This is a genomic window from Candidatus Villigracilis proximus, from assembly GCF_016717045.1.
GTDB lineage: Bacteria > Chloroflexota > Anaerolineae > Anaerolineales > Villigracilaceae > Villigracilis > Villigracilis proximus.
Genome location: NZ_JADJUO010000037.1, coordinates 1 through 25437, shown reverse-complemented (window position 1 = coordinate 25437; position 25437 = coordinate 1). Strand labels below are relative to the sequence as shown.

31 protein-coding genes are annotated in these 25437 nt (G+C 47.8%); 26 read left to right on the top strand and 5 right to left on the bottom strand.

The genetic code is table 11. The features are described 5' to 3' along the window. Positions 1 to 252: 252 nt before the first annotated feature. The 15 genes from IPL71_RS25010 (at position 253) to IPL71_RS24940 (ending at position 12255) form a co-directional block, all read left to right on the top strand. On the top strand, positions 253 to 1308 hold the full coding sequence (locus IPL71_RS25010) for a DNA double-strand break repair nuclease NurA (protein ID WP_345326400.1): 1056 nt from the start codon (positions 253 to 255) through the stop codon (positions 1306 to 1308). Positions 1309 to 1394: 86 nt separating this feature from the next. Then, positions 1395 to 1988, top strand: a complete 594-nt coding sequence (locus tag IPL71_RS25005; RefSeq protein WP_345326398.1) for a hypothetical protein — start codon at positions 1395 to 1397, stop codon at positions 1986 to 1988. Between the two features lie 86 nt (positions 1989 to 2074). Then, a complete protein-coding gene (locus IPL71_RS25000; RefSeq protein WP_345326396.1) occupies positions 2075 to 3475 on the top strand; it encodes a glycosyltransferase family 87 protein in 1401 nt (466 codons plus the stop codon). A 63-nt stretch (positions 3476 to 3538) separates the two neighbouring features. Next, positions 3539 to 3910: a four helix bundle protein gene (locus tag IPL71_RS24995; RefSeq protein WP_345326393.1), complete on the top strand. Its 372-nt coding sequence runs from the start codon at positions 3539 to 3541 to the stop codon at positions 3908 to 3910. A 24-nt stretch (positions 3911 to 3934) separates the two neighbouring features. Continuing rightward, positions 3935 to 5632, top strand: a complete 1698-nt coding sequence (locus IPL71_RS24990; protein WP_345326391.1) for a helicase HerA domain-containing protein — start codon at positions 3935 to 3937, stop codon at positions 5630 to 5632. 9 nt (positions 5633 to 5641) lie between these two features. Next, entirely contained in the window at positions 5642 to 5944 is a 303-nt protein-coding gene (locus tag IPL71_RS24985; protein WP_345326389.1) for an AlbA family DNA-binding domain-containing protein, read from the top strand. A 91-nt stretch (positions 5945 to 6035) separates the two neighbouring features. Continuing rightward, positions 6036 to 6605, top strand: coding sequence for a hypothetical protein (locus tag IPL71_RS24980; protein ID WP_345326387.1), 570 nt, complete (start codon positions 6036 to 6038; stop codon positions 6603 to 6605). 230 nt (positions 6606 to 6835) lie between these two features. Next, positions 6836 to 7159: a DUF4258 domain-containing protein gene (locus IPL71_RS24975; protein ID WP_345326386.1), complete on the top strand. Its 324-nt coding sequence runs from the start codon at positions 6836 to 6838 to the stop codon at positions 7157 to 7159. Continuing rightward, complete coding sequence (locus IPL71_RS24970; protein WP_345326385.1) at positions 7147 to 7359, top strand: DUF2283 domain-containing protein; 213 nt, start codon at positions 7147 to 7149, stop codon at positions 7357 to 7359. The genes IPL71_RS24975 and IPL71_RS24970 overlap by 13 nt, the downstream gene beginning before the upstream one ends. A 201-nt stretch (positions 7360 to 7560) precedes the next feature. Then, complete coding sequence (locus IPL71_RS24965; protein ID WP_345326383.1) at positions 7561 to 8058, top strand: hypothetical protein; 498 nt, start codon at positions 7561 to 7563, stop codon at positions 8056 to 8058. Between the two features lie 224 nt (positions 8059 to 8282). After that, a complete protein-coding gene (locus IPL71_RS24960; protein WP_345326381.1) occupies positions 8283 to 9707 on the top strand; it encodes a KAP family P-loop NTPase fold protein in 1425 nt (474 codons plus the stop codon). Between the two features lie 216 nt (positions 9708 to 9923). Further along, entirely contained in the window at positions 9924 to 10532 is a 609-nt protein-coding gene (locus IPL71_RS24955) for a hypothetical protein (protein ID WP_345326379.1), read from the top strand. After that, a complete protein-coding gene (locus tag IPL71_RS24950) occupies positions 10514 to 10894 on the top strand; it encodes a BPTI domain-containing protein (RefSeq protein WP_345326378.1) in 381 nt (126 codons plus the stop codon). Before IPL71_RS24955 ends, IPL71_RS24950 begins: the two co-directional genes overlap by 19 nt. 64 nt (positions 10895 to 10958) lie before the next feature. Beyond that, positions 10959 to 11645, top strand: a complete 687-nt coding sequence (locus IPL71_RS24945; RefSeq protein WP_345326377.1) for a rhomboid family intramembrane serine protease — start codon at positions 10959 to 10961, stop codon at positions 11643 to 11645. A gap of 361 nt (positions 11646 to 12006) precedes the next feature. Continuing rightward, positions 12007 to 12255 carry a hypothetical protein gene (locus IPL71_RS24940; RefSeq protein WP_345326376.1) on the top strand — a complete coding sequence of 83 codons (249 nt, stop codon included), beginning with the start codon at positions 12007 to 12009 and terminating at the stop codon, positions 12253 to 12255. A 145-nt stretch (positions 12256 to 12400) separates the two neighbouring features. Here the strand turns inward: IPL71_RS24940 and IPL71_RS24935 are convergent, their stop codons facing one another. Next, complete coding sequence (locus tag IPL71_RS24935) at positions 12401 to 12805, bottom strand: OsmC family protein (protein WP_345326375.1); 405 nt, start codon at positions 12803 to 12805, stop codon at positions 12401 to 12403. 113 nt (positions 12806 to 12918) lie between these two features. On the opposite strand from IPL71_RS24935, the gene IPL71_RS24930 reads away from it, so the two are divergent. The 4 genes from IPL71_RS24930 to IPL71_RS24915 all read left to right on the top strand — a co-directional run bounded on the left by IPL71_RS24930 (position 12919) and on the right by IPL71_RS24915 (position 15518). Next, on the top strand, positions 12919 to 13584 hold the full coding sequence (locus IPL71_RS24930) for a lysoplasmalogenase (RefSeq protein ID WP_345326374.1): 666 nt from the start codon (positions 12919 to 12921) through the stop codon (positions 13582 to 13584). Positions 13585 to 13598: 14 nt separating this feature from the next. Then, a complete protein-coding gene (locus tag IPL71_RS24925) occupies positions 13599 to 14036 on the top strand; it encodes a DMT family transporter (protein WP_345326373.1) in 438 nt (145 codons plus the stop codon). Between the two features lie 83 nt (positions 14037 to 14119). After that, positions 14120 to 14884: a hypothetical protein gene (locus IPL71_RS24920; protein ID WP_345326371.1), complete on the top strand. Its 765-nt coding sequence runs from the start codon at positions 14120 to 14122 to the stop codon at positions 14882 to 14884. Between the two features lie 7 nt (positions 14885 to 14891). Beyond that, positions 14892 to 15518: a hypothetical protein gene (locus IPL71_RS24915; protein ID WP_345326369.1), complete on the top strand. Its 627-nt coding sequence runs from the start codon at positions 14892 to 14894 to the stop codon at positions 15516 to 15518. An 89-nt stretch (positions 15519 to 15607) separates the two neighbouring features. Here the strand turns inward: IPL71_RS24915 and IPL71_RS24910 are convergent, their stop codons facing one another. Genes IPL71_RS24910 through IPL71_RS24895 form a run of 4 tightly spaced genes read right to left on the bottom strand, consistent with a single transcriptional unit; the run spans position 15608 to position 19794 of the window. Beyond that, the gene (locus tag IPL71_RS24910) at positions 15608 to 17488 is read right to left on the bottom strand and encodes a hypothetical protein (RefSeq protein WP_345326368.1); all 1881 of its coding nucleotides are present in this window, start codon (positions 17486 to 17488) and stop codon (positions 15608 to 15610) included. A 47-nt stretch (positions 17489 to 17535) separates the two neighbouring features. Continuing rightward, a complete protein-coding gene (locus IPL71_RS24905) occupies positions 17536 to 18474 on the bottom strand; it encodes a hypothetical protein (RefSeq protein ID WP_345326366.1) in 939 nt (312 codons plus the stop codon). Continuing rightward, entirely contained in the window at positions 18443 to 19195 is a 753-nt protein-coding gene (locus tag IPL71_RS24900) for a hypothetical protein (protein WP_345326365.1), read from the bottom strand. The genes IPL71_RS24905 and IPL71_RS24900 overlap by 32 nt, the downstream gene beginning before the upstream one ends. A 59-nt stretch (positions 19196 to 19254) precedes the next feature. Continuing rightward, positions 19255 to 19794: a class I SAM-dependent methyltransferase gene (locus IPL71_RS24895; RefSeq protein ID WP_345326363.1), complete on the bottom strand. Its 540-nt coding sequence runs from the start codon at positions 19792 to 19794 to the stop codon at positions 19255 to 19257. A gap of 46 nt (positions 19795 to 19840) precedes the next feature. On the opposite strand from IPL71_RS24895, the gene IPL71_RS24890 reads away from it, so the two are divergent. The 7 genes from IPL71_RS24890 to IPL71_RS24860 form a co-directional block, all read left to right on the top strand. Continuing rightward, a complete protein-coding gene (locus IPL71_RS24890) occupies positions 19841 to 21094 on the top strand; it encodes an MFS transporter (protein ID WP_345326361.1) in 1254 nt (417 codons plus the stop codon). 116 nt (positions 21095 to 21210) lie between these two features. Beyond that, positions 21211 to 22122 (top strand): helix-hairpin-helix domain-containing protein, encoded by a 912-nt coding sequence (locus IPL71_RS24885; RefSeq protein ID WP_345326359.1) that lies wholly within the window; start codon positions 21211 to 21213, stop codon positions 22120 to 22122. Then, entirely contained in the window at positions 22022 to 22942 is a 921-nt protein-coding gene (locus tag IPL71_RS24880) for a PHP domain-containing protein (RefSeq protein WP_345326358.1), read from the top strand. Before IPL71_RS24885 ends, IPL71_RS24880 begins: the two co-directional genes overlap by 101 nt. A 71-nt stretch (positions 22943 to 23013) precedes the next feature. Beyond that, positions 23014 to 23265 carry a hypothetical protein gene (locus tag IPL71_RS24875; protein WP_345326356.1) on the top strand — a complete coding sequence of 84 codons (252 nt, stop codon included), beginning with the start codon at positions 23014 to 23016 and terminating at the stop codon, positions 23263 to 23265. A gap of 30 nt (positions 23266 to 23295) precedes the next feature. After that, the gene (locus IPL71_RS24870; protein WP_345326354.1) at positions 23296 to 24270 is read left to right on the top strand and encodes a ribose-phosphate diphosphokinase; all 975 of its coding nucleotides are present in this window, start codon (positions 23296 to 23298) and stop codon (positions 24268 to 24270) included. A gap of 94 nt (positions 24271 to 24364) precedes the next feature. Beyond that, positions 24365 to 24859, top strand: a complete 495-nt coding sequence (locus IPL71_RS24865) for a ferritin (RefSeq protein ID WP_345326352.1) — start codon at positions 24365 to 24367, stop codon at positions 24857 to 24859. A 58-nt stretch (positions 24860 to 24917) separates the two neighbouring features. Continuing rightward, positions 24918 to 25437, top strand: a 520-nt coding sequence (locus tag IPL71_RS24860; protein ID WP_345326350.1) for a GNAT family N-acetyltransferase, incomplete at its 3' end; no start/stop codon positions are given.

Here is a 25437-nt window from a genome sequence, read left to right as displayed (position 1 = left end):
AATCTCCTTGATATATGGTGTTGCTCTAATGACGACGGGCCTAAAAAAAAGTTCCCGAATCGCATACTTGTATTTTAGCCTGTTTACGGCTAAAATTTTGCACAAATGTTCTAATGGAAAAAACATGCCAATAGACTACCAGCAAATATTCGTTCAAATAAAAGAGATCGGTAAAAACGCGAAGGAACGCCGTAAGAAAAAAGAAGAGGCGCAAGCATCGGCGCGTGAGTTGTTGGCCTTTATGATTCTCAATTGGATGCGCTGCGCGCCAAAGTGGACTCTGCCAAACAGGCCGACCCCAACATCCGCTGTGCTTACCCGGTTAATGAGAATCTCGCATCCTCCTACCCCGCGCCTGCTCCTGCCTCCGATGTGACATTAATCGCCGCTGACGGTTCGCAGATCAACCCTGATCGTCACGCCGCGATCCAGTTTTGCGTGGTCAACGTGGGCGCGATCCAGATGAGACTTAACTCAGGCGAAACGCCCGAAATTTTTACCGATACCGAATTGCTCTACGGCGACGCCCTTTTGCCAAACGGCTTTCCCATGTCTGACGGTATGGTGGCCTTAAAACGTGACCTCGACGAGCGCACCAAGCTGGAGAAATTATCCAAAGGCTTGAAGGGTTCCGTGGTTACCTTCACCGATGGTCCAATTGAATTATGGGGCGCAAAAGGCGAAGATGCGAATTCGTATGATGAAGTCGTTCGAAAATATCTCGGTGTACTCTCCCGCTTGCAAGAGCGCGGAGTGGTCACAGCCGGTTATGTAGATAAACCCTCCGCCGACCTAGTAATACGTCTGCTTGAGATCGCAAAAGCCGACCATGAACAAATTCAAAAGATGAAAGAATTCCACCCGCTGCGTGGCGTGAGTGACCGCTGGTTATATGGCGAGCATAAAAATCCGCTGCTGCCGCCCGGTCACCGCTCGGCCGTCTTTGGGATTCAATCCAGCTCTGAAAAAAAATATACAGGCGTGCTCTCATTGCACTTCTTCTATCTTAATGTTGGCACGGAAGGACACCCCTGGCCTGTGCGGGTTGAAATCCCCAAATGGGTGGCAGACGATAAGACAAAATTGGATCTATTGCACAGCGTTTTGGTTGAGCAATGCCGCATGATGGGCAGCAAGCCCTATCCATATTTATTGCATCGCGCACACGAAACCGCCGTTGTCAAAATGGAAGAGAAACAGCAGATCGAGCAAATGCTGTCCATGGAATTACGCAATCAGGGCGAAGACATGGACGATGGTTCGAATAAGCAATCGGCAAAGGATTTGCAGGGCAGAACAAGAATGTAATCGTAGGGGCGACCCTTGTGGTCGTCCTTGTATATATGCAACAATAACGGGCGGGGACAAGCCCCGCCCCTACGGAGAATGCAACAATGACACAACAAATCGAAATCGGACGTTTACTTCGTGCAGGGACAACTGGCTTCATCGCCGGCTGCCGTGTATCTCAATTGACCGTGCCGGCCTTTGGCGCATTGGTCCGCGCTCCGTTGGGGGAGGGCTATCAAGTGTACGGCCTGATCCACGATATTCACATTGACGATGACGGGCTGGTGCGCCAACTTGTCACCGCGGATAATGTCAGCGCGGAAGTGATGAAAGACAACCGTGAGCGCCGTATTGTGCCCGTTGAAATGTCTGTGCTGGCCGTGGGCTATGAACAGGATGGAAAGGTGCATCATCTGCTGCCGCCACGTCCGCCCTTGAGTTTGGATGTAATTTATTTATGCGATGATAAAGATATTGCACGCTTCACCGAGCGCTTCGGGTATTTCCGTCACATATTGAATGGTAAGGATGTACCTGTGGGCGAAGTACTCGCGGCGCATATTTTGCAGGCAGGCAAAGCCAGAGGCGCGGAAAGTGGAAAGTGGATCGAGTCTGCGACTCAGGAAGTGATCACATTGCTGCGTGATGATTACCCGACATTGATGTCTGTGCTGGGAGCTTTGAGCGAGGTTGCTTAAAAAAACCTTTAAACCACAAAGTGTCACGAAGGGACACCAAGGAAAGAGCATTAAACCTTTGTGCTCCTTTGTGGTGAATAAATTTTATGAAAAATAAATTCCCCGTCCTGCTAATTATCTTTGGCACACTGCTCACCGCGCTTTCCATTCTCGCTGATTTTATCGGGTTGGGGAAGCGGGGCGGTATTCCCGCTGTGCAAATCATCGCCGCAGAAGTTGGCGTGCTGATCGTTTTGTTGGGTGTGGGGCTTTTTATCAGTCAGCGCAATGGGCATTCGCTCCCCGCAAATTTTTGGCGCGGATTGGCCGACAGGATTCTTAATCAACCCGTGTTTACATGGGTCGTGCTGGGTTTTGTCATCGCGTATTTTGCATTTTTTATTTTCCCCACTTTCTTAAATCCCGAAGGCCGTTTTCACTATCCCGGCGGATATTTACCCGAGCGCGAACATATCGGCTTCGATACCCGCCTGACTCTCGACCACATCCGCGTCTGGTTCGAGGGCGGACGTGAACCGAAGTATATTTTCCCCGCCCTGACCACGGTTCTTTTCACACCCTTGTTGCTGTTACGTTATCCTGCTAATTTTTACACGGTGACAGCCCTCACGCTGACGAGTTACCTGCTTCTGAATCTTTTTCTTCCGCTGTGGATGCGCAAGAAGGAAGACCGCCTGCTGATCTTTTTTGTTTTTGCCGTCTCCATCTTTTCGTATGGACTGCAATTCGAGTTGGAAACGGGGCAGTTCTATACCATCGCGATGATGTTGACTGTTGCGGCGATTTATATTTTTCATAAATTTCCGTCTTATCGAATCTTTGCTTATATTTTATTCAGCATCGCCATTCAGCTTAAACTCTTCCCCGCTATTTTTGTCGTGATGTTCGTGGACGACTGGCGTGATTGGCAGGGAATTATCAAACGGTTTGCGGCGTTGGGTATTGCAAACATTGCCCTGCTTTTCCTGCTGGGATATTCCTACTTCGCCCTGTTCTTTAGTCACATCATCGAAAGCGGCGCCACCCACGAGTTGATGTATAACCACTCGATCTACGCTTTCGTTGCCAATCTTGCGTCCGCGCCGGGCTGGCTTGAGCGTTTTCTGTATCTATATTTCTTTGCTTGTTTCTTTATCGTTCTCGGCAAAGCATATTTTCAAAATGAAAAAGGAATCAATGCCAGTTTATTAATGGCCTGCCTGATCGGGGGATTAATGCTCCCCGCTATCAGCCATGATTACAACCTGCCGCTGCTCGCTGCGCCGTTCGTGTTGGTTATGTCCGCTCAGGATGTGCGCGATGCGCTGTGGGCGAAGATACTTTCCATCGTGTTGATCACATCCGCTTCGTTTGCGTACTCAGCGACCTTGTTTCCGTCCAATGCAAGGCCGGTGGTGCTGGAGAATTCTTTTCCGTTTTTGTTTGTGATATTGACGGCGGTGGTGGTATTGGGATTCTTGCAAAAACCTATTAAACACGAAGGATAGAATACCGTATTTTAGATTTTTGATTGGAGATTTTAGATTGGTCTTCAAGCACAGGAGTCTGCAATGAACGAGGCTGAATTAAAAAAGAGAACGAAACAGTTCGGGTTGCGTGTGATTCGATTGGTAGAGTCTTTACCTGGCACACAAACAGCAAGGACGATAGGCAATCAACTTTTGCGATCAGGATTGTCGGTGGGAGCGAACTACCGCGCTGCATGTCGTGGTCGTTCAAAAGCTGACTTTGTTGCCAAGGCTGGCATTTCGCTCGAGGAAGCCGATGAATGTATGTATTGGATGGAAATGCTGCAAGAGGCAGGAATCGTTCCCGCCGAAAAACTCAAAGACTTGATGAAGGAAGCTGACGAACTGGTTGCCATTTTCACCGCCTCCATCAAAACCGCACGAGCGCACCTCAATCAAAAATCATCAATCTAAAATCGAAAATCTAACGGAGCTATTATGGAAAATAAAATTATCGGCTATGTAGTTGGCGGCGGACTCAAGGAGTCTTTCCGGGTACGTCTTACAGTGGACCCGTTGACGGTGCAGGAGGGGGCGTTTGTGGTGATCGAGAGCGGGGACTATCATTTCTATGGCCTTGTGACCGATATGCAGCTGGGCGCGACAGATGATAGGTTTGCAGATGAAAAGTCTGATCGATTGCCGGCTGTGTTGGCCAAGGCTTTGCATGGACAGACGCTCTACACAAATCTCGAAGTGCTGCCGGCCTTGATGCTCGAGCGCGGACCTGACCCCGCTTCGGCTGAGTATGATATTTGGGTCAAGAAGCTTGGCGATAAAGTTCCACACCCGATTCCGGTGAAGACGATTCCGCCGCATCATTCGCAGGTGCGGATGGCGAACGAGGGCGACATCGCTGAGATCTTTGGCGACCCGAATGCGGACGGTAAATTTATCATCGGCTACACCCGCGAGCAGGGACATCCTGTTTGCATTGATATGGAGAAGTTTGTGCAGAGGTCGTCGGGGGTGTTTGGGGCGACGGGTACGGGGAAGTCTTTTTTGACGCGTTTGGTGCTGGCGGGCTTGATGCATTACAACAAGGCTTCGGTGCTGGTGTTGGACATGCACAACGAATATGGTTTTGACGATGTGGCGTCAGACACGAAACAGCCCGTTACGGGATTAAAGACCAAGTTCAAGTCGAAGGTACGAATCGTCGGCTTGGGAGCAGGAGCAACCATCAGAGGGCAAGTCCCTGATTTTAATTTGGAAATCTCAACCGGAGACATATCCACAGCGGATATTGAAACGTTGAGCCGTGAATTGAATCTGAAAGAGACGACGCCCACCACGTTGAACGCGTTGTATGGGACGTTTAAGAGTGAGTGGTTTGCGCGCTTCAAGGCCATGAACCGTGAAGAGGTGGAGATCGAGGATGAGAAGGGCAAGATCAAGAAGGTGCCGCATCCTGATAGTGTGGCGGCGTGGGCGGATGCGCATGGCGCGAATGTGATGGCGGCCGAGGCTCTGCATGATAAATTGCGTCGCTTGTTTAATACGGCGTATATTGTTGAGAAGCCCGCCGCGGACAGTGTGAAGAATATTATCGACGCGCTGGAGAATGGTCAGCATGTGGTGCTTTCGTATGGCGACTGCGAAAGCGATCTGGATTATTTGCTAGTGTCGAATTTGTTGACGCGCAAGATCCGCGCGGCGTGGGAAAAGAAGACCAATGAATTCAGAACACACGGCAAGAGTGAGCCAAGGCCGTTGGTGATCGTTGTTGAAGAAGCGCATAAACTTTTGAATCGTGAGATGGCGGCGCAGACGACCTTCGCGACCATCGCGCGTGAGTTGCGCAAATATTATGTGACCCTGCTGATCGTGGACCAGCGCCCGTCGCAAATTTATGACGAGGTGATGAGTCAGTTGGGGACGCGTATCAGCGGCTGGCTCGGCGATGACCTGGATATTCAAGCCGTGCTTTCGGGTCTTTCTGGACGGGACGCTTTGCGCGGTATGCTGGCGCGACTCCAACCGAAAGAGGAAGTCCTTTTGCTTGGCTGGGGCGTGCCGATGCCGCTGCCTGTCAAGTCACGCAGGTATGATGATGCGTTTTGGAAGGAACTGCTTGGAGGAAAGGGGAAAAAGAGTGAAGCAGAGAGTATGAAGGAATTGGGATTCGGTGGGTAGGGAGGAAACATGGAATATGAAAAATTTAAGAAACTTTTAGTTAATAAGGAGCAAACGAATGTTGATTTCAAGTTTGAGTCTCATGCGTTTGCTTCTAAATTAGAATACCCAAAGGCTGAGTTAGTTAAAGATATATGTGCAATGGCTAATAATGGAAACATTAGTAGCTATTTAATATTTGGCGTTTCTGATGACGTAAAAAACTTTGCGAGTGTCCAGAATTCAAAATTAACAGATGAAAATATTCAAAGTTTACTTAAAACTGCTATATACCCGCCTCCCACGGTTAGAGTATTCAAAAAAACCGGTTAATACGTCAGAGGAAACAGAAGCAAGGAAAAGGGCCCGTTACGAGTTTTCAGTTCTTTCGGTCTCTGAAAAATGTTCAGTAGTTTTTGAGCAGATGGAAAAAGTGGTTCAAACTGAATTTGGAAATAAAGAATTGATTTGGACTAAAGGGCCATTTTCATTCTCTGTAGCGTGGAAACAAATTGGGACAACACTTGTTGTACTTAATTGTTTTTCCTGTGTTAAAAGTCTCTCGAAGCAAAATGTTGAATGGTTTTATCCACGCAGTATCTTTTCCCGTGCGTTTGAGTCATGGGAAAGACTCCCTGATGAACTTGGTAGATACTCCAATACAATAAAGGCTGTTAGACGAATAACATTATGGCCTTTTTTAAGTGGAGTAAGCCAAGATAAAGTAATGTCAAACTTTCCAAACTTAAGAAAGTCTGAAATCCAGTATCACTATTATGTTGGAGATTGGCGAGAAGTATACAAAAGTGAGAGAAATAAATTAATACCTTCGAGTAGTGAAATAGTTGTGATAGATAAAATTAAGTCTGTACCAGATTTCTCTGAAATACTAACAAATATCTTAAAAGAATTGGAAAGAGATAATAAGACTACAGTCTTTGTTCCTAAGGTAAAAAATCACAGTAGCCGATCTAAGCGACCCTCACTCTGCTAGGATAGGGAAAATGAAATTTCGATTACCTAATATTGCTAATGAAAGTTGTGCGCGCTCAATCTAAAAAATCTGAGTGATAGCGGAAGAGTAGGCGAATCGATTTGCATATTGTCCGCATTGTAGGGTGCTGAGACGTGGATAAATCTCAATGGTGGGAAAGCTGAATAATGAGGAGCCATGTCCGCGTGTAGGGGAAGGCTGGTAGGGTAAAATAAAGGCAGGATATTTATATGACTGATAACAAAGATGTCTTATTTGAAGTGATGACTCCGCTTGGGTTTTATGTCCGCGTAACACAAGGATATTGGGATTTAATTGTCAGTGTAAAACATCCCGTGATGTCTGGGCGTGAAGATGATGTCAGAAACGCCTTGGAAAACCCAGACGAAATTCGTCAAAGCAAATCGGATGAGGATGTTTATTTATTTTATAAAGCAGAACGTGAAAAGAGATGGATTTGCGCAGTTTCCAAACAAACAGGTGAATCAGGCTTTTTGATCACGACTTATCCAACAGACGCGATCAAGGAAGGAGCACAGATATGGCACAAGTAAAAGTTTATTACGATAGAGAAGGAAATACACTTACCGTCTGGTTTGGCGATCCTGCCAATGAATATGTCGCGGAAGAAACAGGGGATGAAATTGTGCTGATGAAAGACCGTGATGGTAAAGTGATTGGGTTCGAGAAATTGAATTTCACAGGTCATGTGGGTGATGCAATCAAAGTCGCATTTGAGACGGTCGCTGTGTAGGTGATCTGTGACTTAAAAAATCCAAAGCCATTGGCCTTGGATTTTTTTGTTTTTTTAAAGAGGTGAGGGGCTGATTGATGCTCATCCATATCCCCGTGCAATTGTCAACGGACCGCTGCGCGAAGTGGCGCTTGTTAACGAGAAATATTCCCACCATGGGGGCATTGGTAAATCGCATGAGTGTGAATAGAATTCTGCATCATGGTCAACAAAAACAACCTTCCCAAGATCAGTCTTAATGTCCTTTCGGCGATTGCAGTCATTGCATCCTTTGTATTCATATTTACCACCTTACGGCATTTTGATGGTACGTTCGTGCAGCACCTGATATTCATGATTTCACTGGCGGTTATATCCTCCATCATTTTGATCTTCTTGATCAGGACGGGTGCAAAAGTTGATAATAAACTGGCAAACATACAGGTAAAGGACAAGCGAGTCTTATATACCTTGCTTGTATATATTGCGATTCCCGTTTTCTGCGCAGTCACGGTCGGGATCTTATACTTATTGTCCTTAACCGGTTTTATGGAAACTTCTGCAGGGCGGGACTTTGGTTTTGTCCTTGGTCTTTTTGGTATTCTTATCTTTTTCCCCTTTGTATTTGGCACAACCTTTATCTATCTTGGTGCCATTGTCAGCGCTCTCTCGCGCTGGGCGGCAGGACTCATTTGGCGCGAAAACGAAACTGGGAATTGATCTTCTTCTTTTTGCGGTAGAAATAGTTGGTTGTACGAGAGAGTGCGCTTCTTTTTGGTAAGAAAAAACACCGGGATGAATGTCCCGGTGTTTGCTATTTAGAGACTTGGATATGTGGGAACTGTCTGATGCCCATGTCCGCATGGAGAACGAAACCTTTCCACCTTCGCATTCCCATCACTTGGTGGTAAAGTTTTCCAACTCTAAAAACGTAGGTGAACTCGATGCTGCAGAAAAACCCAGAACTGACCATTCCGCTCAACAATCCCTTTCAAAACGACCAGTTGGAACGCAACAAAGTTGCCGATAATTTAACCCTGCTGGTTCAATCCACCAATCAGCCCTTCGTCATCAGCATTCAAGCGCCTTCGGGCTGGGGCAAATCCACGTTCATTAAAATGTGGAAGGCGCAGTTGGAACAATCGGGTCACATCTGTTTTTATTTCAACGCCTGGGAAAATGACTTCGTAGATGATCCGCTGATCGCCTTCATCGGCGAGATCAACAAAACCTCGCTCGATAAAAGTCTCATGGGACAGTTCAACGCCCAGATCAAGAAACTGCAAAACTTCGGCGGCAAGATCGCGCGCCGCGCGCTTCCGCTTACGATTCAAATTGCTACACAAGGTCTGCTCGGACAGGAATCCGTCAGGAAAGCATCCGATATTCTTTTTACCAAAGGCAGTGAGATCGCCAACTTCGCATCCGAACTGGCCGAGGAAAAAATACGTCAATACGAAAGTGACAAGAACGGGATTCAGGAATTCAAAACCGAGTTAACCCTCTTCGTTAAATCATTGTCCGCGGGCGGCGGCAGGCGCACGCCCGTCGTCTTCTTCATTGACGAACTCGACCGCTGCCGTCCTGAATTCAGTATTTTGCTGCTTGAACGCATCAAACAGGTCTTTAGCGTTGAAGGCATTATCTTTGTCATCGGCACTGACCGCACCCAGCTGGAGCAATCGGTCAAAGCAGTGCATGGAACCGAGATCGACAAAGACGGCTATCTCAGACGCTTTATCGACTTCAGTGTTAATCTGCCTGAGCCCACCGTTGAAAAATATTGCAAATTCCTTTTTGACCGATTCAAGCTTCAGGAGATCTTCGCCAAACGCCGCAGCGGACGTGAAGAAAGTGAATCGCTCATGCGTACCTTCGTCCATCTTGCGAAATCCTATCGCTTCAGTCTGCGCGTCATCGAACAATGCTTCACCGAGATCAACCTCGTTTTGCGGACAACGCCCCCGAACACGCGCATGTTCCCATTTTTACTTGCCCTGCTGGTGGCGATGAAGGCCCACAAACCCGCATCATACGACCTGTTACTTGCCGCTCTTTCAAAAGCAGATATCCACTCCCTGGCAGACGAGCTCAAGCAGGAACTTGATATCAACGACCGCATTTACAAATGGACACTCGCGCAATTTGATGCCTATTTGATCTACGGCTATCTCGAAACTGAAGAAGACAAAGCCGAAGCGCTCGCTGTATTGAAAGCCAACGCTGTCAGTCAGGATCCCATTGAACGCAGTTACGCTCAACAGGTTTTGCGCTTCATCGAACAGATCCAACTCGACTCGTCCGCCAGTGCAATTAAAAATCTCGCTTCACAGATCAGCCTCCTGCAAAAATTATCTATCGCAGGTTAAAGAAAATGCGCATTATAAAAAGATAATTGGCTGAGAGGTGTAAAATACAGTAAACAACCCAAGTTGCTCCTTTAGGACAAGAGCCTTTATAAGACTATTTTGAACCGCAGAGTTCGCGGGGTTTTTATGGCTTTTTTTCTGCGCTCTCCGCGACTCCGCGGTGAAATTGAATAAGATGGCAACTTGAATTAAACATCCTCCTAGGCGAAAAAGTCCATGATGCGGGAAGACACCTTGCTTCAACAGGCCATCTCAGCGGCGCGTGCCGGGCACGAATTAACGGCGCGGGATATTTTTTTGGAAATTATCGAGATCAATCCGCGCAATGAGATCGCCTGGATGTGGCTGACCGGTCTGCTTGATGATCTTGATGATTGCATCTACGCCTGCGAAATGGTTCTGGATATTAATCCGCATCACGCGAGCGCCCGTCAGTATCTCGATCAACTCCAGGTTAAAAAACAAAAGCAGCTCGCCGAAGAAAAACTCCACGCACAGAATCAGCTTCAAAGGGCGCGTGAACTGGTCAAGTCCAATCACCGTGGTGATGCGCTGGCCCTCGTCCGCGATGTAACCCAGAGGACCACGCCAACTGTCGAAGCGTGGCGTCTATTTGCAGACCTGTCAACCGATATGGAAGACCGTCTGCTTGCGCTTGAAAAATTATTAACCCTCACGCCGGGTGATATCAAAGCCCGTCAGGAAATTGATCGTATCCGCCACTTTAAAATAATCCGCTTGATCTGGCGGCCATGTATGAAGAGCAGGGGAATATTGATAAGGCGATTGAAACTTACGGTTTTGCCTTGCTGCGTCCCGAGTTAAAAAACAAAGGGAACAGCATCTACCGAAAAATTGTTCAGCTTGAAAATCTCCGTTTCGAAAACATCGCGCATGTCTCTCCAGGCGCATCGGTTGCGCGCCTCACCGCTGGCCCGCCGCTTTTATATTTAATGCTGCTCCTCGTGCACGTGGGAATCAATCCGCTGGCACAGCCCGAGCCGTTCCTCTGGATCGGATTTATTTGGGTGGTACTCGGCGGCATCATGATCGCGTTTGCATCTGTCCGCTCGCGCCATCGGCTATGGTCCACGCTTTTTAAAGATGCCGGTTCCGGTGGAACCCCGGTCGCACGTTTTTACTGGCGGCCGCCGGCTGGGTGCTGCTCTCCCTTCCATTCCTGTTGATGTTTTTCACGGCATTTAATCGCCTGTTTCATTTCGACTTTTTTAGATAGGACAACGCCCGCGCATGTTCCCGATCAATGACACTGAACCCAACCGATACAGCGCGTTTCCTTTCATAACCCTGATGCTGATTCTGATCAACACAATGATTCTCATCTGGGAGTTGACTCTGCCCACCGAAACCCTTGACCGTATCTTTGATGTCTACGGTTCCACGCCCAGTTTGATCTGGGCGCGGCAGGGAGCAGGTGTTATCTCCACCATCACATCCATGTTCCTGCACGGCGGAATTTTTCATCTGTTGGGAAACATGCTCTTCCTGTGGGTCTTTGGCCGCCGCGTGGAAGATGCCTGCGGCCCGATGCGCTACCTGATGTTTTACATCCTCGCCGGAACCAGTTCCGATGTGATGACCGCGCTCGCCATGCCAAAGATGGACATTCCCGGTGTTGGAGCGAGCGGCGCTATTTTTGGTGTAATGGGTGCCTATCTTTTACTCTTCCCCGGTGGATATATCCGCACGCTGTGGTTCATTTATTTTATTCCCACCTGGCCCAAAGTCCGCGCATTTTGGTTCGTGTTGTATTATCTGCTGATCCAGATTCCGCCTGCATTGGATACTTATATGAACGGCGTGGAATACAGCACCGGCTACTGGGCGCATCTCGGCGGATTTTTCGCATGCTTCTCCATCCTGCTCTTTCTCAGACCCGAAGCCTTCGCACGTTACATGAGTAACGTCTCTGTGTAATCAGTAATTCCTTATTTTGAAGATCATCATGTTGATGGATTTGCGTTTAAAACACAGACGGCACCTGCAGGGCATGGTGATTCCAAGCTCGCTTGACGCGTCTTAATTTTTGTGTCGTATTTGGAACGCGAACGCTTGCGCCGCGCGCCAGTGCAGGTGTTTACCGAATGAACGAATTTAAAAGGTTTTTTGACCCTTGGAATATTCGTGATCCGCATGGCAGGCGAACTATCCGATCTTGGAGTTTTTTCGTGAAACACTAATAATAGATGGGTATTCTCTAAAAAAAGAGACGAGAGAATTTCTCTGTCGTCTCTATATATAATATACTTGAGTTAAATTTTATCTTTAGGAGAGTGGAATGGAACGTGTGAAGGAATTTCTTAAGAAAGTCCCCTGGTCGATGGTTATTTTAGTTGTGTGGATGATCGTTTCGCAATATTTTGCCATGCAGTTGGTCATCGTTCCTGCCGTTATGGCGCTTTTAGGAACCTTGTTTGTTCCCGTTCTGCTCCCTGTTTTCCTGATTCTAATTATCGCTCCCGGTGTTTTTTCTCTGGCATCCTGGGTTGCGCTTTTATTTCGCAGAAAATTCTGGCTGCCATACTAAGCGGTATGGCCTTGCTGATCGGCGGGGGATCTGCGGCAGTACTGAACTTGTTTTTTAACGAATACGTTGGGACTTAAACACAGATTTATCCTATAAAAAATCCCCTTTCCTGTTTAGGAAAGGGGATTTGCTTTTTGAAGTGGAGTTATCCTTCCACAACCTCATAATCATGTGTGATCTCGATCGCATCGCGCAAGGTCGCGTAGACTGAGCAATAATTTTCCTCGCTCAACAGAATCGCCTTGCCAACTTTTTCCGGGTCAATACCTGTTCCTGTCACTTGATAGTGAACATGAATCTTTCTAAATCGCCAGGGCGGAGTGTCGTCCTGCGTTGCCTCCGCGGTGACTTTCAATGAGTGAATCTGCAGCCTTTGCTTTTCAAGAATGCTGACAACATCGTGTGATGCGCATCCGATCAAAGACATGGGCAGTAAGTCTGAGGCGCTAACGCCCTTCGGCTTCTTCATAATGATCTGGTAATTATCATTATCTTGAAGCGTGAACTGCTGTTCGGGATTCCAATTGAGGTGAACGGTTTTAGATGCCATGTCCACAGTATAGCATTAAAGGTGTGTGGGTCATGGTAGGATATACATGGGAGTCGGGCTGGCCTTCCAGGTTTCTTTTGCCCATATTTTTCCTCCCAATCCACGGAGTATCCATGAATATTTTTTTACCTGCTGCATTGTTGTTTGCCGCGCTTGAGTCGCTGGCCTTGTGGAAGCGCTGGACAAGACTGGAATATATCGCCAAGCCCGCCGTCATGCTCATCCTCTTCGCCTGGCTCTTCACATCCATCGGATTGAACGACGCCGCGCTCTGGTTTGGGCTGGGGATTATATTTTCCCTGGCCGGTGACGTGTTCCTGATGATCGCCCTCGATCGTTTCTTTATCTTTGGGCTGGTTGCTTTTCTACTGGCACACATCGCCTACGTGATCGGATTCAACATCCCACTGCCGGAATTCTCCGCCTGGGGACTCGTCTTCGCTGTTATTGTCAGTCTTGGCGGAGCACGGATCATTCGACGTATCGTAACTGCTCTGGCTTCCAATGGGCAGTCAGCCATGCGGACGCCGATCCTCATCTATAGTCTGGTCATCTCGCTCATGCTTTTATCTGCGATGATGAAGCTGAGTGATCTAACCTGGAATGCAAATGCTGCAGCCCTTGTCAGCCTGGGTGCGCTCCTGTTTTATATTTCAGATATCCTCCTCGCCTGGAATAAATTCGTCGCCCCCATTCAGCATGGACGTATCTACAATATCGCCGCCTATCATCTCGGCCAGATCATGTTGATCGCCGGTGTCATTGCTCAATTTAAATAAAAAGGACAATCAACATGCAGTCAATCATCGTCATCATTCTTATTGGTTTGGTAGGTGGAATCGCCGTCGGGGTACAGTCTCCTCTTTCGAGCATGATCAGTCAACGGTTGGGTGTGATCGAGAGCATTTTCATCATCCATCTTGGCGGAGCCATCGCAGCCTTGATTCCGCTGATTTATTATGGCGGCGGAAAAATTTCCAACTGGCGTACTGTTCCCTGGTATGCATTATGTGCCGGAGTATTTGGACTTGTGGTTATTTTCTCCATGAGTTACATGATCCCCCGCGTTGGGGTTGCGACCGCGCTCATTATTTTGTTGGCGGGCCAGCTTTTTATCGGCACGATCCTCGATCATTTTGGTTTGCTTGGTGCAATTCAAAGACCATTGGAGTTTTCGCGCATCTTCGGTCTGGCGATTGTTTTGGCGGGTGTCTGGTTGACTGTAAAATAAATCCATTACCTATATCCTATATCGCACGCTTTGCTGTATCTATATAATGCCGGATGTTATTAAATTTGATCGGAGGCAACTATATGTATACATATCCCATTAAGCTTGAATTCCCAATGATCAGCATTGGGCGTCAGGTGGATGTAAGAAACGGCGATGGTAAATTCATTATGCGAGCCGCTGACCCGTTTATTTCCTTTAAGGATCAGGTCACGGTCACAAATGGTTCAGGGGCGCCTGTTTATTACTTTAAGGGAGATACAAGTTTTCGTTTTCTTTTTCAGTTTGCCAGTATGTCTACAAGCTGGGATATTCAAACTCCGGATGGAAAACCCGTAGCCCATGTTCGTAATTATTATGCACGCATGGAGGAATTTAAATCTGTGGGAGTCGATGCGCCAAATGCGATGATGGCGGATGGACGCGCTTCCATTGGCGGGGCGCTGGGGAATGCCGCCGCCAATTTTCTCAATAATAGTATCAGTAGCAATCTTCCGAGCAGGCTTGTGTATCAGGTACTTAATGAAGAGGGAGGCAGCATCCTCGGTTGGGTTGTTCCTTCGCGTGGAACTGGCTGGTTTGATTTTTTACCTTACTCCACGCGCATTCAGATTCTTAATCTGCCTTTTGCGGCACGCGCTTACGCGCCGTCTTATGAATTTAAACTGGGTAATTTGTACAATCCCACCGTGTTGACATTGCAAAAACAACGCGACCTGCTCGTTGATCGTTACACATTGTCCAAGGCTGGTGAATTGACAGATGCCAATGAACGATGGGTTATTCCTGCCTTAACTCTGGTGGCTATGTTTGAGCGCCAGCGTGTTAAGGAAATGGCTGACTGGTAATGAAGCGATGACTTTGAATATGAATTCCACGTTCGAGCATAATCACGAATTACAACAGGCAGGAACTTTCTCCGCGTCTGATCTAATCGAAAATCAGCGCGGAAAGTTTTCTCCGGCCCAACTTAAACGCTTTGAGGAGGAACGTGAGTTCATTCGGCAGAGCGCGGTCAAATACAATAACAAGTCACCGCTGGTCAGTTTGATCTTCTTTATCGGGTTGTTTGGCTTTGCAGTAGTTTTATATTTTGTTGGTGTGCTTGATGTTTTGCGGGATATTCTTGGCGGATTATTCCTGCCGGTTTTGGCGGGTGCCTTTGTTTTTGCCGCGATTCTTATTTTTGTCGTAATTCCCCGTCAGTATCAATCTTCGGTTGATGCATTTCAAGCGATGGGGACGCCGCTGGCTGAAAGTCCGTTGGGCTCCATTCAAATCATCGAAGCGTGCGCCCATGCCTATCATTACAATGATATTCGCCGTCCGCACTATGCACAAGATTTTCTTGAAATGGAAAGCATCAAGTTTTCGATCTCATCTTCACTATATGAAGTTCTTCAATCCAAAAGACTGTACCGGGCCTACGCCGTGCAGGATCAGGGCGTGTGGATCTTACTTAGTATTGAAGCATTGGAGTAAGCGGATTTATATCCCCGGATAAAATTTTATAAAGAGCGGACTTTGACATTCACGTCAAAGTCCGCTCTTTCTTTTTCTCGCGTAAATCATCAACCCAGCGTCACAATATATTTATGGATCAGATGTGAATATTGATTCTGTAAACGAATAAAGTGATTATTGATCGCGTCTGCTTCGGCGCCATCGGGGGCGAGGAATCTTCCGCGCTCCACGCCGCTGCGTGCAATCTCACGGCACACTGCTTCGGTGATCAACTCTGCCAATAAGACCTGTCCCTGCACGGTAGTGTCCAATCGTCCCTGCGGATCGAGATAGATCTTTACCGAAGGCGCGGCAGTTGCGATCACAATGCTTGAATTTACCCGATCAAAATACACCCGTTGACGTGGATCAGTGCGGTCATCAAAATGAATATCCGTGAACAGTGCATTGCTGCTGCGTGCCGGGGCAACGACCATCGTCTCTTTTTTGGAATGCACCTGGATCAACGCTTCGGCTCTGTGCTTTCCAAGATAGGCAGTCACCACGCCTTCGCCGCCCACCTGACGGCCTTCCACGCGAATCCGCGCCTGCCCGATCTGCGGATCATTCTTATGCGGCTGAATCACAACCTGCGGAGTCAGGATCATAATTTCCGCGCTGTTCGAGATCACACTGACCGTCGCGCCCGCTTTCGCATTTTCCACCAGATCAACATACAAATTGATCGTGATCACCTGTCCGGTTTGGACATACGCCCGCTCGGGAAAGAATCCGATTCCTGAAGGCGGTAATTCAATTTGTTTTTGAACCCCGTCTCTTTTGTCGCTGAGTTCTGTCAACGCGATCGTGTTCAATTCATGCAGCGCATGATCTATTTTTTGGCGCAGTTGTTTATCGAGTTTTGTTTGTTCATCGTGTACGGCGTGTTTACGCTCGGCTTCGATGATCGGTTCGAGTTTACTTTCCACTGCGAGCTTCAAGGCTTTCGCAAATGGGTGAGTCCAGTTGATGCCGTCGCGGGTGGCGGTCAACACGGGTTCGTCATTCTTCATCAGGTCATGCAAATGATCGCATTGGATCGAGCCGTAAAAATATCCGGCGTAGGGATCATTCTCAAACTTGAGCATCGTCATCGAAATGACAGTCGCCTTGCTCACCACCAGCAGGCCGCCATCGGCATAATCGCCTTCCTCGCCTCTGGTTGATAATTGGATGGCTGACCGGAAGACTTCCAGCTTCGCGCTGACTGGATAGCCCTCGATCTTTATTTTCTCACTCAGGACTTTTTCGCCTCGCGGTGACTTATAGCTGAGTACGTGTTCCTGACGAATTTTCCCATCTGACTTAATCTCGCGCAGAATGATCTTGCGCTTTGTGTTGCTCATGATCGGGCGCAGTTCAAAATGACGCTGTAAATAATTGCGGAAGTTATCGAACTGCGGCACTTTGACATCGTCGCGCGAGACAATGATCTCGATGATCGTGCCATTCCCTTCGGGCATTTCATGGCTTTCACGCAATGGGACAGTCGCCCGCACAGGCTCGTTCAAATTAAAAGTGGGGATGCCGTTCTTCACCAGCAGCGAGCATGAATAAAAGTTCGCGCCCCGAAAGGAATGTACATAGCCATGTCCCAGCCCGAAGATGGAATCCTTCATGCCGCGTCCCCACATGCCGCGTACGTGTTTATCCTCTTTCAATCCGCTAGTGGCTTCGCCGTAGGTGCCCACTACCTTATCCATGCGGACATCGGTCATGCCTTCAGCATGGTCACGCACGCGGATGATCGAATTTTTATGCTTTCTGAGGATGTCGATCACGATTTCGCCCTTAACGCGTTGACCGGTATATTCGAGTCGTGAATAACTGTCATTGCAGTTGGTGATCACTTCCACCAGTGCACGCAATACATCCTTGCGGATGGCCTGATCTGCCTGTTGAAGTGCAACACGGTCTGCAAATTGTAATTTTCTGCTGCTGCTACTCATTAAATACTTTCTCCAACAATTATTTCTTCGCTTTGAGTCTGGTCTGGTTATTTTTCAATTTTTGGCGGTTTCAAGAGATAAGAAAACTTATCTTCACAGTGATTCAGGAATAACATCAGGTCCTGTCGATTGTGGATTTCTGCATAGCCTTTGAACAAGTCCACGTTTCGGGCCAGAGTTTCAGCGGATGATTCCATCGTGCAGAGTAAAAGACTTCTAAAATCAAACTCGTTGATGGTGGACTTGCTGCCATTCTTTTTGTAATGGACATACGCATCGGACCGTTCCATCATGCGCGTGAATTTCAGCGCGCGCTCTTTGGCTTCCCTGCTGACCGGAGTTGGCGCAATGACTGGTTTCGCCTTTTCTACTTTCACAGGCTGGATAATCACCGCTTCGATTGGTGCCGGTTTCGTGAGTTTTGTTGGCGCATCCATCCGCTTCGGTTGAACTGCCTGAATCTTTTCAGCGGACTTTGGAGCCGCCTGCTTTTTCACAGGCTTGGGTGCGATCTTCTTTTCCTGTACCGGCTTGATCTCAACCAGTAGTTTAAGTTGAACCGCTTTTTCTTCCGGTACGGTCACAGCCTGTGGTTTGGCTTCAACTTGTTTGATCGGTTTTACTCGAACTGATTTCTCTTTGATCGGCGCAGGTACTGACACGATCTGCGGTTTAACTTCGACCATCTCAATTTGTTTGATCGGTTTTGTTGAAACAGTCTGCTTCTTCTTAACTGGTGTGGCAGGAACTACTTTCTTTACATCAGGTGTCGCAACTTGTTTTCCTTCTTTCGCGTGAACAGGTTGTTTCTTCTTAACTGGCGTAGGCGAAATTGCTTTCTTTTCCTGAACTGGCTGTACTTTCTTTATTTCAGGTATTGCAATCTGTTTTACTTCGGGCGCGTGAACAGGTTGCTTTTTCTTGACCGGTGCAGGCGAAGTTACTTTCTTTATTTCAGGTACCGCGATCTGTTTTGCTTGCTTCACGTGAATGGGTTGTATCTTTTAACAGGTGCAGACGGGTTGCTCCCGAACCGTCTTGGTTTACAACCTTTTCTTTCGCGCGAACAGGCTTCTTCTTTTCCTGAACAGGCTGCATTTTCTTCGCTTCTGGTATTGCAACTTGTTTTATTTCTTTCGCGTGGACAGTCTGTTTCTTTTTAACCGGCGCAGGTGATTTTTGAATCGGTTGTGCTTTCTTGTCCTGAATAACAAGTGAAGCCTTGATGGTCTTCTTAGCGGGATTGTTTATTTTCTTCTTGTTGACCAGAGACTTCGTTTTCTTAACTGCAATTTGTTTGGGCTGTACTTTTGTTGTTGACTTGGCAGCAGTTAAACCCAGGACTTTTGATATCCGCGCAACAAGATTTAACCCTTTGACGGTCAATTTGTATTCCGGGTCATTGTGTACCGCGATGTATCGCTTCCGACGGATATCTCCCCAGCGTCTGCCAACGTAGGCAGAATCAGGCCACTTGGGATATTTTTTGAGTCCGAACTTGTGAGGGAATAAGAGAAAGCAAACAGAGACGATGTCGTCCAGGGTGATCTCGACCTTGTGCTCAATTAAATAATGAACAGCAAAGACGATCAACTCTCCGGAAGAGAGTTTGGAGTAAACATCCGCCTCGAATTTTGGAAGGGAGCTTTTTTTCAGTTTGCGCGAGCCAGATATTTTGGACGCCATTATTTTCTGGTTCTCTTTCATTGTTTTTTGTGATGATCGGGTTTATCTACCCGCCGTAATATACTACACTATTCCCGAAATTAAGAAATATTTTTATTGCAGGCCGCTGAATAGAACTCGCGCAGAAATCTTGAGGGCACTTTTGCCAGTAACCGTGGTGCGCTAAAGTTTGCGCGCGGGGTGATTTTGCAATAGGTTTCAAACGAAAATGGATACGGCACCCATGGATTTCCCGAGTCTATGTTGTATTCTACGATCAGCAGCAGGCCGTTCGGCTTCAGGAACGAACTTACATGGCGTAATACTTTTTCCTTGTCTTTGAAGAAATGCAGGGAATTCGCCATGACGATACCGTCGAGTGCGGGGATATCCAATGTGCGTGAAAAATCTCCAACGATAAGGTGCAAATTTTGAGAATCACCGAAGCGGGCGCGATAGGCTTGCTCCAGTTCGTTGAGGCTGGCGCGGTCTTTATCAACGGCGTGGATGTTTGCAGTTGGCCCGGTCAACTCACGGGTGGCGAATGTAAATGCGCCAGAACCCGCTCCGAGGTCCGCCCATGATCCGCCGGGTTGTATATCCGCAGGTTTTAAAAGATTAACATGGTCGTTGTGATCCATGCCAAGATGGTATCATACCCCATCCCAATTTTTTTCAAGGACAGGCATGGATTCTCAAATAGACAAGACTCCCGAAGTGCGCCACGATCCGTATGCAGCTTTACGTTTTTTTGATTTTCGTTTGCTGCTGACAGGGCGTTTTATTACTTCTTTTGGAAGTGAAATGGTTTCGTTCGCGATCGCGTGGGAATTATGGCTGCGCACGCACAGTGCATTTGCGTTGGGGTTGGTGGGGTTGGTGCAGGTGGTGCCGGTGATTTTGCTGTCGCTGCCGGCGGGGCATGTGGCCGATCAATATAACCGCAGGCGCATTGTGTTGATCACGCAATTGTCGCTGGGTATGTGTGCGCTGGGACTCGCGTATCTTTCATATACAGAAGGCCCGCTTTTGCTGGTGTATTTATGTTTGTTTGGGATGGGCGTCTCACGTGCATTTAATGATCCGGCATCTTCCACGCTTGTACCTGAGACTGTGCCGCCGCATCTTTTTTCGAGCGCGGCCACATGGAACAGCAGTACCTGGCATATTGCTTCCATTCTCGGGCCGACTGCGGCGGGCATTGTGGTCGCGTTTGCTGGGAATGTTACCTATATGTATTTGTTTGAAGTGATCGGTGCGATCACATTTACAATTCTATTGAGCCGGATCAAAGGCAAACCATTGCCGCTCGCACGCAAATCTGCAACATGGTCCGCGTTGATCGAAGGTTTTAAATTTATGCGCGATACAAAAGTGATTCTGGCCGCGATCACTTTGGATATGTTCGCGGTTTTATTCGGTGGGGCGGTGGCACTGCTTCCAATTTATGCGACTGATATTTTGCACGTCGGTCCGCAAGGCATGGGCGTGATGCGCGCCGCGCCGTCGATTGGCGCGTTGTTGATGGCTTTTGCGATCGCGCATTTACCGCCGATGAAAAACGCCGGCAAGACTTTGCTGTGGGCGGTGACGGGCTTCGGCATCGCCACGATCATCTTCGGGCTTTCAACTTCCTTTCTGCTTTCTGTAGCAATGCTTGGGCTGTTGGGTGGGCTTGATAATATTAGTGTTGTGATTCGCGGCACGCTGCTGTTGACGCACACGCCCGATGAAATGCGCGGACGTATCTCCGGTGTGAATAGTATTTTTATCGGAATCTCGAATGAGCTGGGAAGTTTTGAATCAGGTTTCGCGGCGGCGTTGTTGGGGCCTGTCATCGCGGTGGTGGGTGGCGGCATCTGCACGATTTTGGTTGTGCTGATCGCTGCAAAAGCATGGCCTGAAATGCGTGATCTCAAAACGCTTGATGTGCCTGAGTAGAAAATTGGGTAAAAGATATTCAACAAAGGTCATGATGTTAAAAACTGTATTTGTCTTTTTCATCTGTTACGCTTTTGAATTCGTAATTAATCGTATAATCATTTTAGAGGTGTCTCATGATGAATAATCGTCAACTTGCTGATACGTTTACCCTGATCGCCAATTTATGTGAGATCAAGGGCGAAGTTATTTATGTCATCCTTGCTTATCGCAAGGCTTCTGAAAATTTAATGACTCTGGGCCGTGAAGCCGGCGAATATTGGAAGGAAGGCAAACTCAGAGAAATTCCCGGGGTGGGCAAAGCCATCGCCGAAAAAATTGATGAGCTGCTCACCACCGGCAAACTTGAATTTTTGGAAAAACTTAAAGAAGAAGTCCCTGCTTCTCTGGCAGATTGGTTACAAGTGCCGGGACTTGGACCGAAGAAGATCGCATTAATTTGGAAGACGTTAAACATCACGGCTCTTTCTGAACTGGAAACTGCTGCGAAAAACGGAAAGTTAAGCGGCCTCCCGGGCATGGGTGCCAAGTCCGAAGCTGCGATTTTGGAAGGCATTGCTTCTCTCGCCCGCAGGTCAGGGCGGATTCCGTTGGGGCGCGCGTATCCGCTGGCGCAGGAGATCATCAAGACTCTCAAAAAGGTGGATGGGGTCGTCGAAGCAGAATCCGCTGGCAGTTTAAGAAGGATGCGTTCCACAGTGGGCGACCTTGATATTCTGGTGGCATCCAAAGATTCATCCGCTGTTATGGAAGCGTTCATTAATCTGCCGGGTGTGAGCCGTGTGTTGGGTAAGGGCGAAACAAAATCCAGCATTGAATTTACAGACGGCGTGCGCGCGCAGGTTTGGGTACACGCGCCTGAAAAATTTGGTACAGCCTTGCAGTATGCAACCGGTTCAAAAGATCATAATGTGCAGTTAAGACAAATTGCGCTTTCAAAAGGCTTGTCGTTATCAGAACATTCATTTACAAAGGAACCCGGCAGGCTCAGGGGAAATTCTTTGCGCCACGGAAAAAGAAGTATATGAAACCCTCGGCCTGCCGTGGATTCCACCTGAGTTGCGCGAAGATCATGGAGAGGTGGCGGCGGCGAAGGCGGGGACACTTCCGAAGTTAATTGAGTTGAAAGATATCAAAGCGGATTTGCAGACTCACTCGACATGGAGCGATGGAAAATTATCCATGCTGGAGATGGCGCAGGCGGCGGCGAAACGCGGCATGAAGGTCATCGCTTTCACTGATCATTCTGCCAGCCTCGGCGTCACCGGTGGATTGAAAATGGAAGACCATAAAAAGCAGGCCGCTGAAATTAAGAAGATACAAAAACAACTTGGCGACAGCATTTTGGTGCTGCACGCCAGTGAAGTTGAAATTAAAGCCGATGGCACGCTTGATTATCCCGATGAATTTCTCGCCACGCTCGATCTGGTGCTGGCTTCCATGCATACCAGTCTAAGACAGCCGCGTGAGAAAGTGACACAACGTGTGATCAACGCCATCCGCAATCCGCACGTGGATATTATCGGTCATCCCACGGGACGCTTGATTCCCGACCGTGAAGGCGCGGATCTTGACATGGAAGCGATACTCAATGCTGCCGCAGAGACAGGCGTTGCATTAGAAATTAATGCGCATCCATCACGCCTTGATCTGGATGATATGTACGCCCGCCGCGCAAAGGAATTGGGTATTCCGATCAGCATTAATACAGACTCACATTCAGAAGCGGATTTTGATAATTTGTTTTATGGTGTCGCAACCGCGCGACGCGCATGGTTAACGAAGGAAGATGTGATCAATACCTGGTCAACAAAGAAGTTGTTAGGTTGGCTGGCAAAAAGAAAGTAAAAAACGGAGCGCGGACTTCAGTCCGCTTTCAAAATATGAAGAAAATCCTTAAGCCATCTCTATTGAAGATCATGATCGCTTTTGCCTTGTCTCTGGTGTCCAGTATGTTGTGGCGGGCGTACATCATGGCGACCATTTCTGATACTTTTCCGATGGGCTTTCCCTTGCAGTTTTTCCTTGCCTGGGGACCCTGTAAGCCGGGAACTGTTTGTTCAGAATTCAATGGTTTCTATTTGGTTTTGGATGTTATTTTTTGGTATAGTATTGGCGCGTTTCTTGTTTCTGGTTTTCAGAAATTTAGGGGCGAATCAAAGAATCATTAATAATATTGTGCATTTTTAAATGGAGGCAAAATGACAGAAGGTTTGATCTCAGCAGGGGAAGTTCGTTTTTTTAGCGGAAGCTCAAATCCGCAGTTGGCAGGCAAGATCGCCGCGCAATTGGGCGTGCCATTGGATAATACCCACATCACCCGTTTCAGCAATGACAATCTATATATTCAGTTGGATTCCAGTGTGCGTTATCGGCGTGTCTATATCGTGCAGTCACTCTCGCAGCCTGTCAACGATCATTTGATGGAATTGTTGATGATGATCGATATTGCGCGCGGTGCGGCGGCATCTGAAGTTCATGCAATTATTCCTTATTATTCATTTGGCCGTTCCGATAAAAAGGATGCACCGCGTATTTCGATCACAGCCCGTTTGGTCGCGGACTTGTTGAAGACAGCCGGCGCCACGCATGTGATGAGTATGATGTTCCACTCGCCGCAAGTCCATGGATTCTTTGGCCTGCCCACCGATCCGCTAAGCAGCCGTATGGTTTTCAAGGATTACCTTGAAAAACTTGACCTGAACGGGTCGATCATCGTTGCGCCTGATATGGGACAAGCGAAATCGGCGGCACGCTTTGCACGCGCATTAAATCTGCCCGTCGCGGCGGGGAATAAAGAGCGCGTTTCAGATACAGAAGTGATCATCAGCGGTCTGGTCGGGAATCAAGTCAAGGGTCATAAACGTGCGTTGATCTACGATGATGAGATCGCCACCGGCGGGTCTATCCTGGAGTTGAGTCGCGTGTTGGTCGCGGAAGGGATCGAGGATATTCGTGTGGTTTGTACGCATGGTGTCTTCAGCCGCGGCGGACTGGAGCGGCTGGCGGCTGTCGCTGAAATATCCGAGATCATCACAACTGATACGGTTCACATTCCGCCCGAAAAGATGCACCCAAAATTGACTGTGCTGTCTGTGGCGCCGGTCTTTGCGGATGCCATTCACCACAACATTAATCGTGAGTCTTTAAGTGACCTGTTTGTGTTTGGTGAGTAAAACAGGTTCACTTTGTAGAGAGTAAGTCTTACACAAAACTTATGCTTTTCTTTGTAAACGAATGTATAATTTTGTTAATAACAAGGAGATACATATGATAAACAAAGTAATGCAAGATGCAATGAACGATCAGATCAACAAGGAGTTATATTCCTCCTACCTATATCTTTCCATGGCCGCATATTTTGAGGATGGAAACCTGCCCGGTTTTGCCCATTGGATGCGTATTCAGGAAGCTGAAGAACGCGAACACGCCATGAAGCTTTATGATTTTATTTTGGAGCGTGGCGGCAAGGTTGTGCTTAAGGCCATTGATGCGCCGAAGACCGAATGGACATCCACGCTCGAAGTAGCTGAGGAAGTGGCCGCGCACGAGGCAAAAGTCACAGCTTCGATTTACGCATTATATGAAACTGCGCTCAAGGAGAAGGATTATCCCGCGCAGGTGATGCTGCAATGGTTTATCACAGAACAGGTCGAAGAAGAGAAGAACGCCGCTGAGATCGTGTCAAATTTGAAGTTGATCGAAGCGCGCGGCACAGCCGTTTTGATGTTGGATCACCGTCTCGCAAAGCGCGGCGGGGAATAGATTTATACTTAAGACCCTAAAGGCTTCCATGCCTTTAGGTCTTTTTTTTAGGAGAATTATGGATATTACAATTCGACGTGTAACCCAGGAAGACAAAGCAGAATGGCTTCGTATGCGTAAAGGAATCTGGCCCGAAGCGCCTGATGAATATTTGAATTTTGATATGGATGAAATTCTGGCGGATGATAATTATATGGTGATCTTTGCCTGCGATGGAGATAAGCCGATCGGTTTGACCGAGGCACAGATCAAAGGATCAGCCGAAGGGTGTGAGACCAGTCCCGTTGGTTATCTTGAGGGGTGGTTCGTTCAGGATGACTATCGGGGGAAAAGCGTCGTGGGGATTATGACACGTGCTGCCGAGGATTGGATCCGTGGAAAAGGCTGTACCGAGGTGGCGTCAGACACCTGGCTGGATAATGAGTCCAGTATCCGCGCACATGTGAAGATGGGATATGTTGAAGTGGAAACGGCTCGTACATTACGTAAAGCAATTGTAGGTTTTGTCTGTGCCATTCTTCGTGCAAAAGATGTAAAATATGGTGAAATGCTTGAGAAAACGGGAGCAGGTTTCAGGT

Excerpts from the sequence above, each read along its gene's own strand:
- IPL71_RS25005 (WP_345326398.1), top strand. The coding sequence starts at position 1,395 with ATGACACAACAAATCGAAATCGGACGTTTACTTCGTGCAGGGACAACT.
- IPL71_RS25000 (WP_345326396.1), top strand. The coding sequence starts at position 2,075 with ATGAAAAATAAATTCCCCGTCCTGCTAATTATCTTTGGCACACTGCTC.
- IPL71_RS24995 (WP_345326393.1), top strand. The coding sequence starts at position 3,539 with ATGAACGAGGCTGAATTAAAAAAGAGAACGAAACAGTTCGGGTTGCGT.
- IPL71_RS24990 (WP_345326391.1), top strand. The coding sequence starts at position 3,935 with ATGGAAAATAAAATTATCGGCTATGTAGTTGGCGGCGGACTCAAGGAG.
- IPL71_RS24985 (WP_345326389.1), top strand. The coding sequence starts at position 5,642 with ATGGAATATGAAAAATTTAAGAAACTTTTAGTTAATAAGGAGCAAACG.
- IPL71_RS24980 (WP_345326387.1), top strand. The coding sequence starts at position 6,036 with ATGGAAAAAGTGGTTCAAACTGAATTTGGAAATAAAGAATTGATTTGG.
- IPL71_RS24975 (WP_345326386.1), top strand. The coding sequence starts at position 6,836 with ATGACTGATAACAAAGATGTCTTATTTGAAGTGATGACTCCGCTTGGG.
- IPL71_RS24970 (WP_345326385.1), top strand. The coding sequence starts at position 7,147 with ATGGCACAAGTAAAAGTTTATTACGATAGAGAAGGAAATACACTTACC.
- IPL71_RS24965 (WP_345326383.1), top strand. The coding sequence starts at position 7,561 with ATGGTCAACAAAAACAACCTTCCCAAGATCAGTCTTAATGTCCTTTCG.
- IPL71_RS24960 (WP_345326381.1), top strand. The coding sequence starts at position 8,283 with ATGCTGCAGAAAAACCCAGAACTGACCATTCCGCTCAACAATCCCTTT.
- IPL71_RS24955 (WP_345326379.1), top strand. The coding sequence starts at position 9,924 with ATGATGCGGGAAGACACCTTGCTTCAACAGGCCATCTCAGCGGCGCGT.
- IPL71_RS24945 (WP_345326377.1), top strand. The coding sequence starts at position 10,959 with ATGTTCCCGATCAATGACACTGAACCCAACCGATACAGCGCGTTTCCT.
- IPL71_RS24940 (WP_345326376.1), top strand. The coding sequence starts at position 12,007 with ATGGAACGTGTGAAGGAATTTCTTAAGAAAGTCCCCTGGTCGATGGTT.
- IPL71_RS24935 (WP_345326375.1), bottom strand. The coding sequence starts at position 12,805 with ATGGCATCTAAAACCGTTCACCTCAATTGGAATCCCGAACAGCAGTTC.
- IPL71_RS24930 (WP_345326374.1), top strand. The coding sequence starts at position 12,919 with ATGAATATTTTTTTACCTGCTGCATTGTTGTTTGCCGCGCTTGAGTCG.
- IPL71_RS24925 (WP_345326373.1), top strand. The coding sequence starts at position 13,599 with ATGCAGTCAATCATCGTCATCATTCTTATTGGTTTGGTAGGTGGAATC.
- IPL71_RS24920 (WP_345326371.1), top strand. The coding sequence starts at position 14,120 with ATGTATACATATCCCATTAAGCTTGAATTCCCAATGATCAGCATTGGG.
- IPL71_RS24915 (WP_345326369.1), top strand. The coding sequence starts at position 14,892 with ATGACTTTGAATATGAATTCCACGTTCGAGCATAATCACGAATTACAA.
- IPL71_RS24910 (WP_345326368.1), bottom strand. The coding sequence starts at position 17,488 with ATGAGTAGCAGCAGCAGAAAATTACAATTTGCAGACCGTGTTGCACTT.
- IPL71_RS24900 (WP_345326365.1), bottom strand. The coding sequence starts at position 19,195 with ATGAAAGAGAACCAGAAAATAATGGCGTCCAAAATATCTGGCTCGCGC.
- IPL71_RS24895 (WP_345326363.1), bottom strand. The coding sequence starts at position 19,794 with ATGGATCACAACGACCATGTTAATCTTTTAAAACCTGCGGATATACAA.
- IPL71_RS24890 (WP_345326361.1), top strand. The coding sequence starts at position 19,841 with ATGGATTCTCAAATAGACAAGACTCCCGAAGTGCGCCACGATCCGTAT.
- IPL71_RS24885 (WP_345326359.1), top strand. The coding sequence starts at position 21,211 with ATGATGAATAATCGTCAACTTGCTGATACGTTTACCCTGATCGCCAAT.
- IPL71_RS24875 (WP_345326356.1), top strand. The coding sequence starts at position 23,014 with ATGATCGCTTTTGCCTTGTCTCTGGTGTCCAGTATGTTGTGGCGGGCG.
- IPL71_RS24870 (WP_345326354.1), top strand. The coding sequence starts at position 23,296 with ATGACAGAAGGTTTGATCTCAGCAGGGGAAGTTCGTTTTTTTAGCGGA.
- IPL71_RS24865 (WP_345326352.1), top strand. The coding sequence starts at position 24,365 with ATGATAAACAAAGTAATGCAAGATGCAATGAACGATCAGATCAACAAG.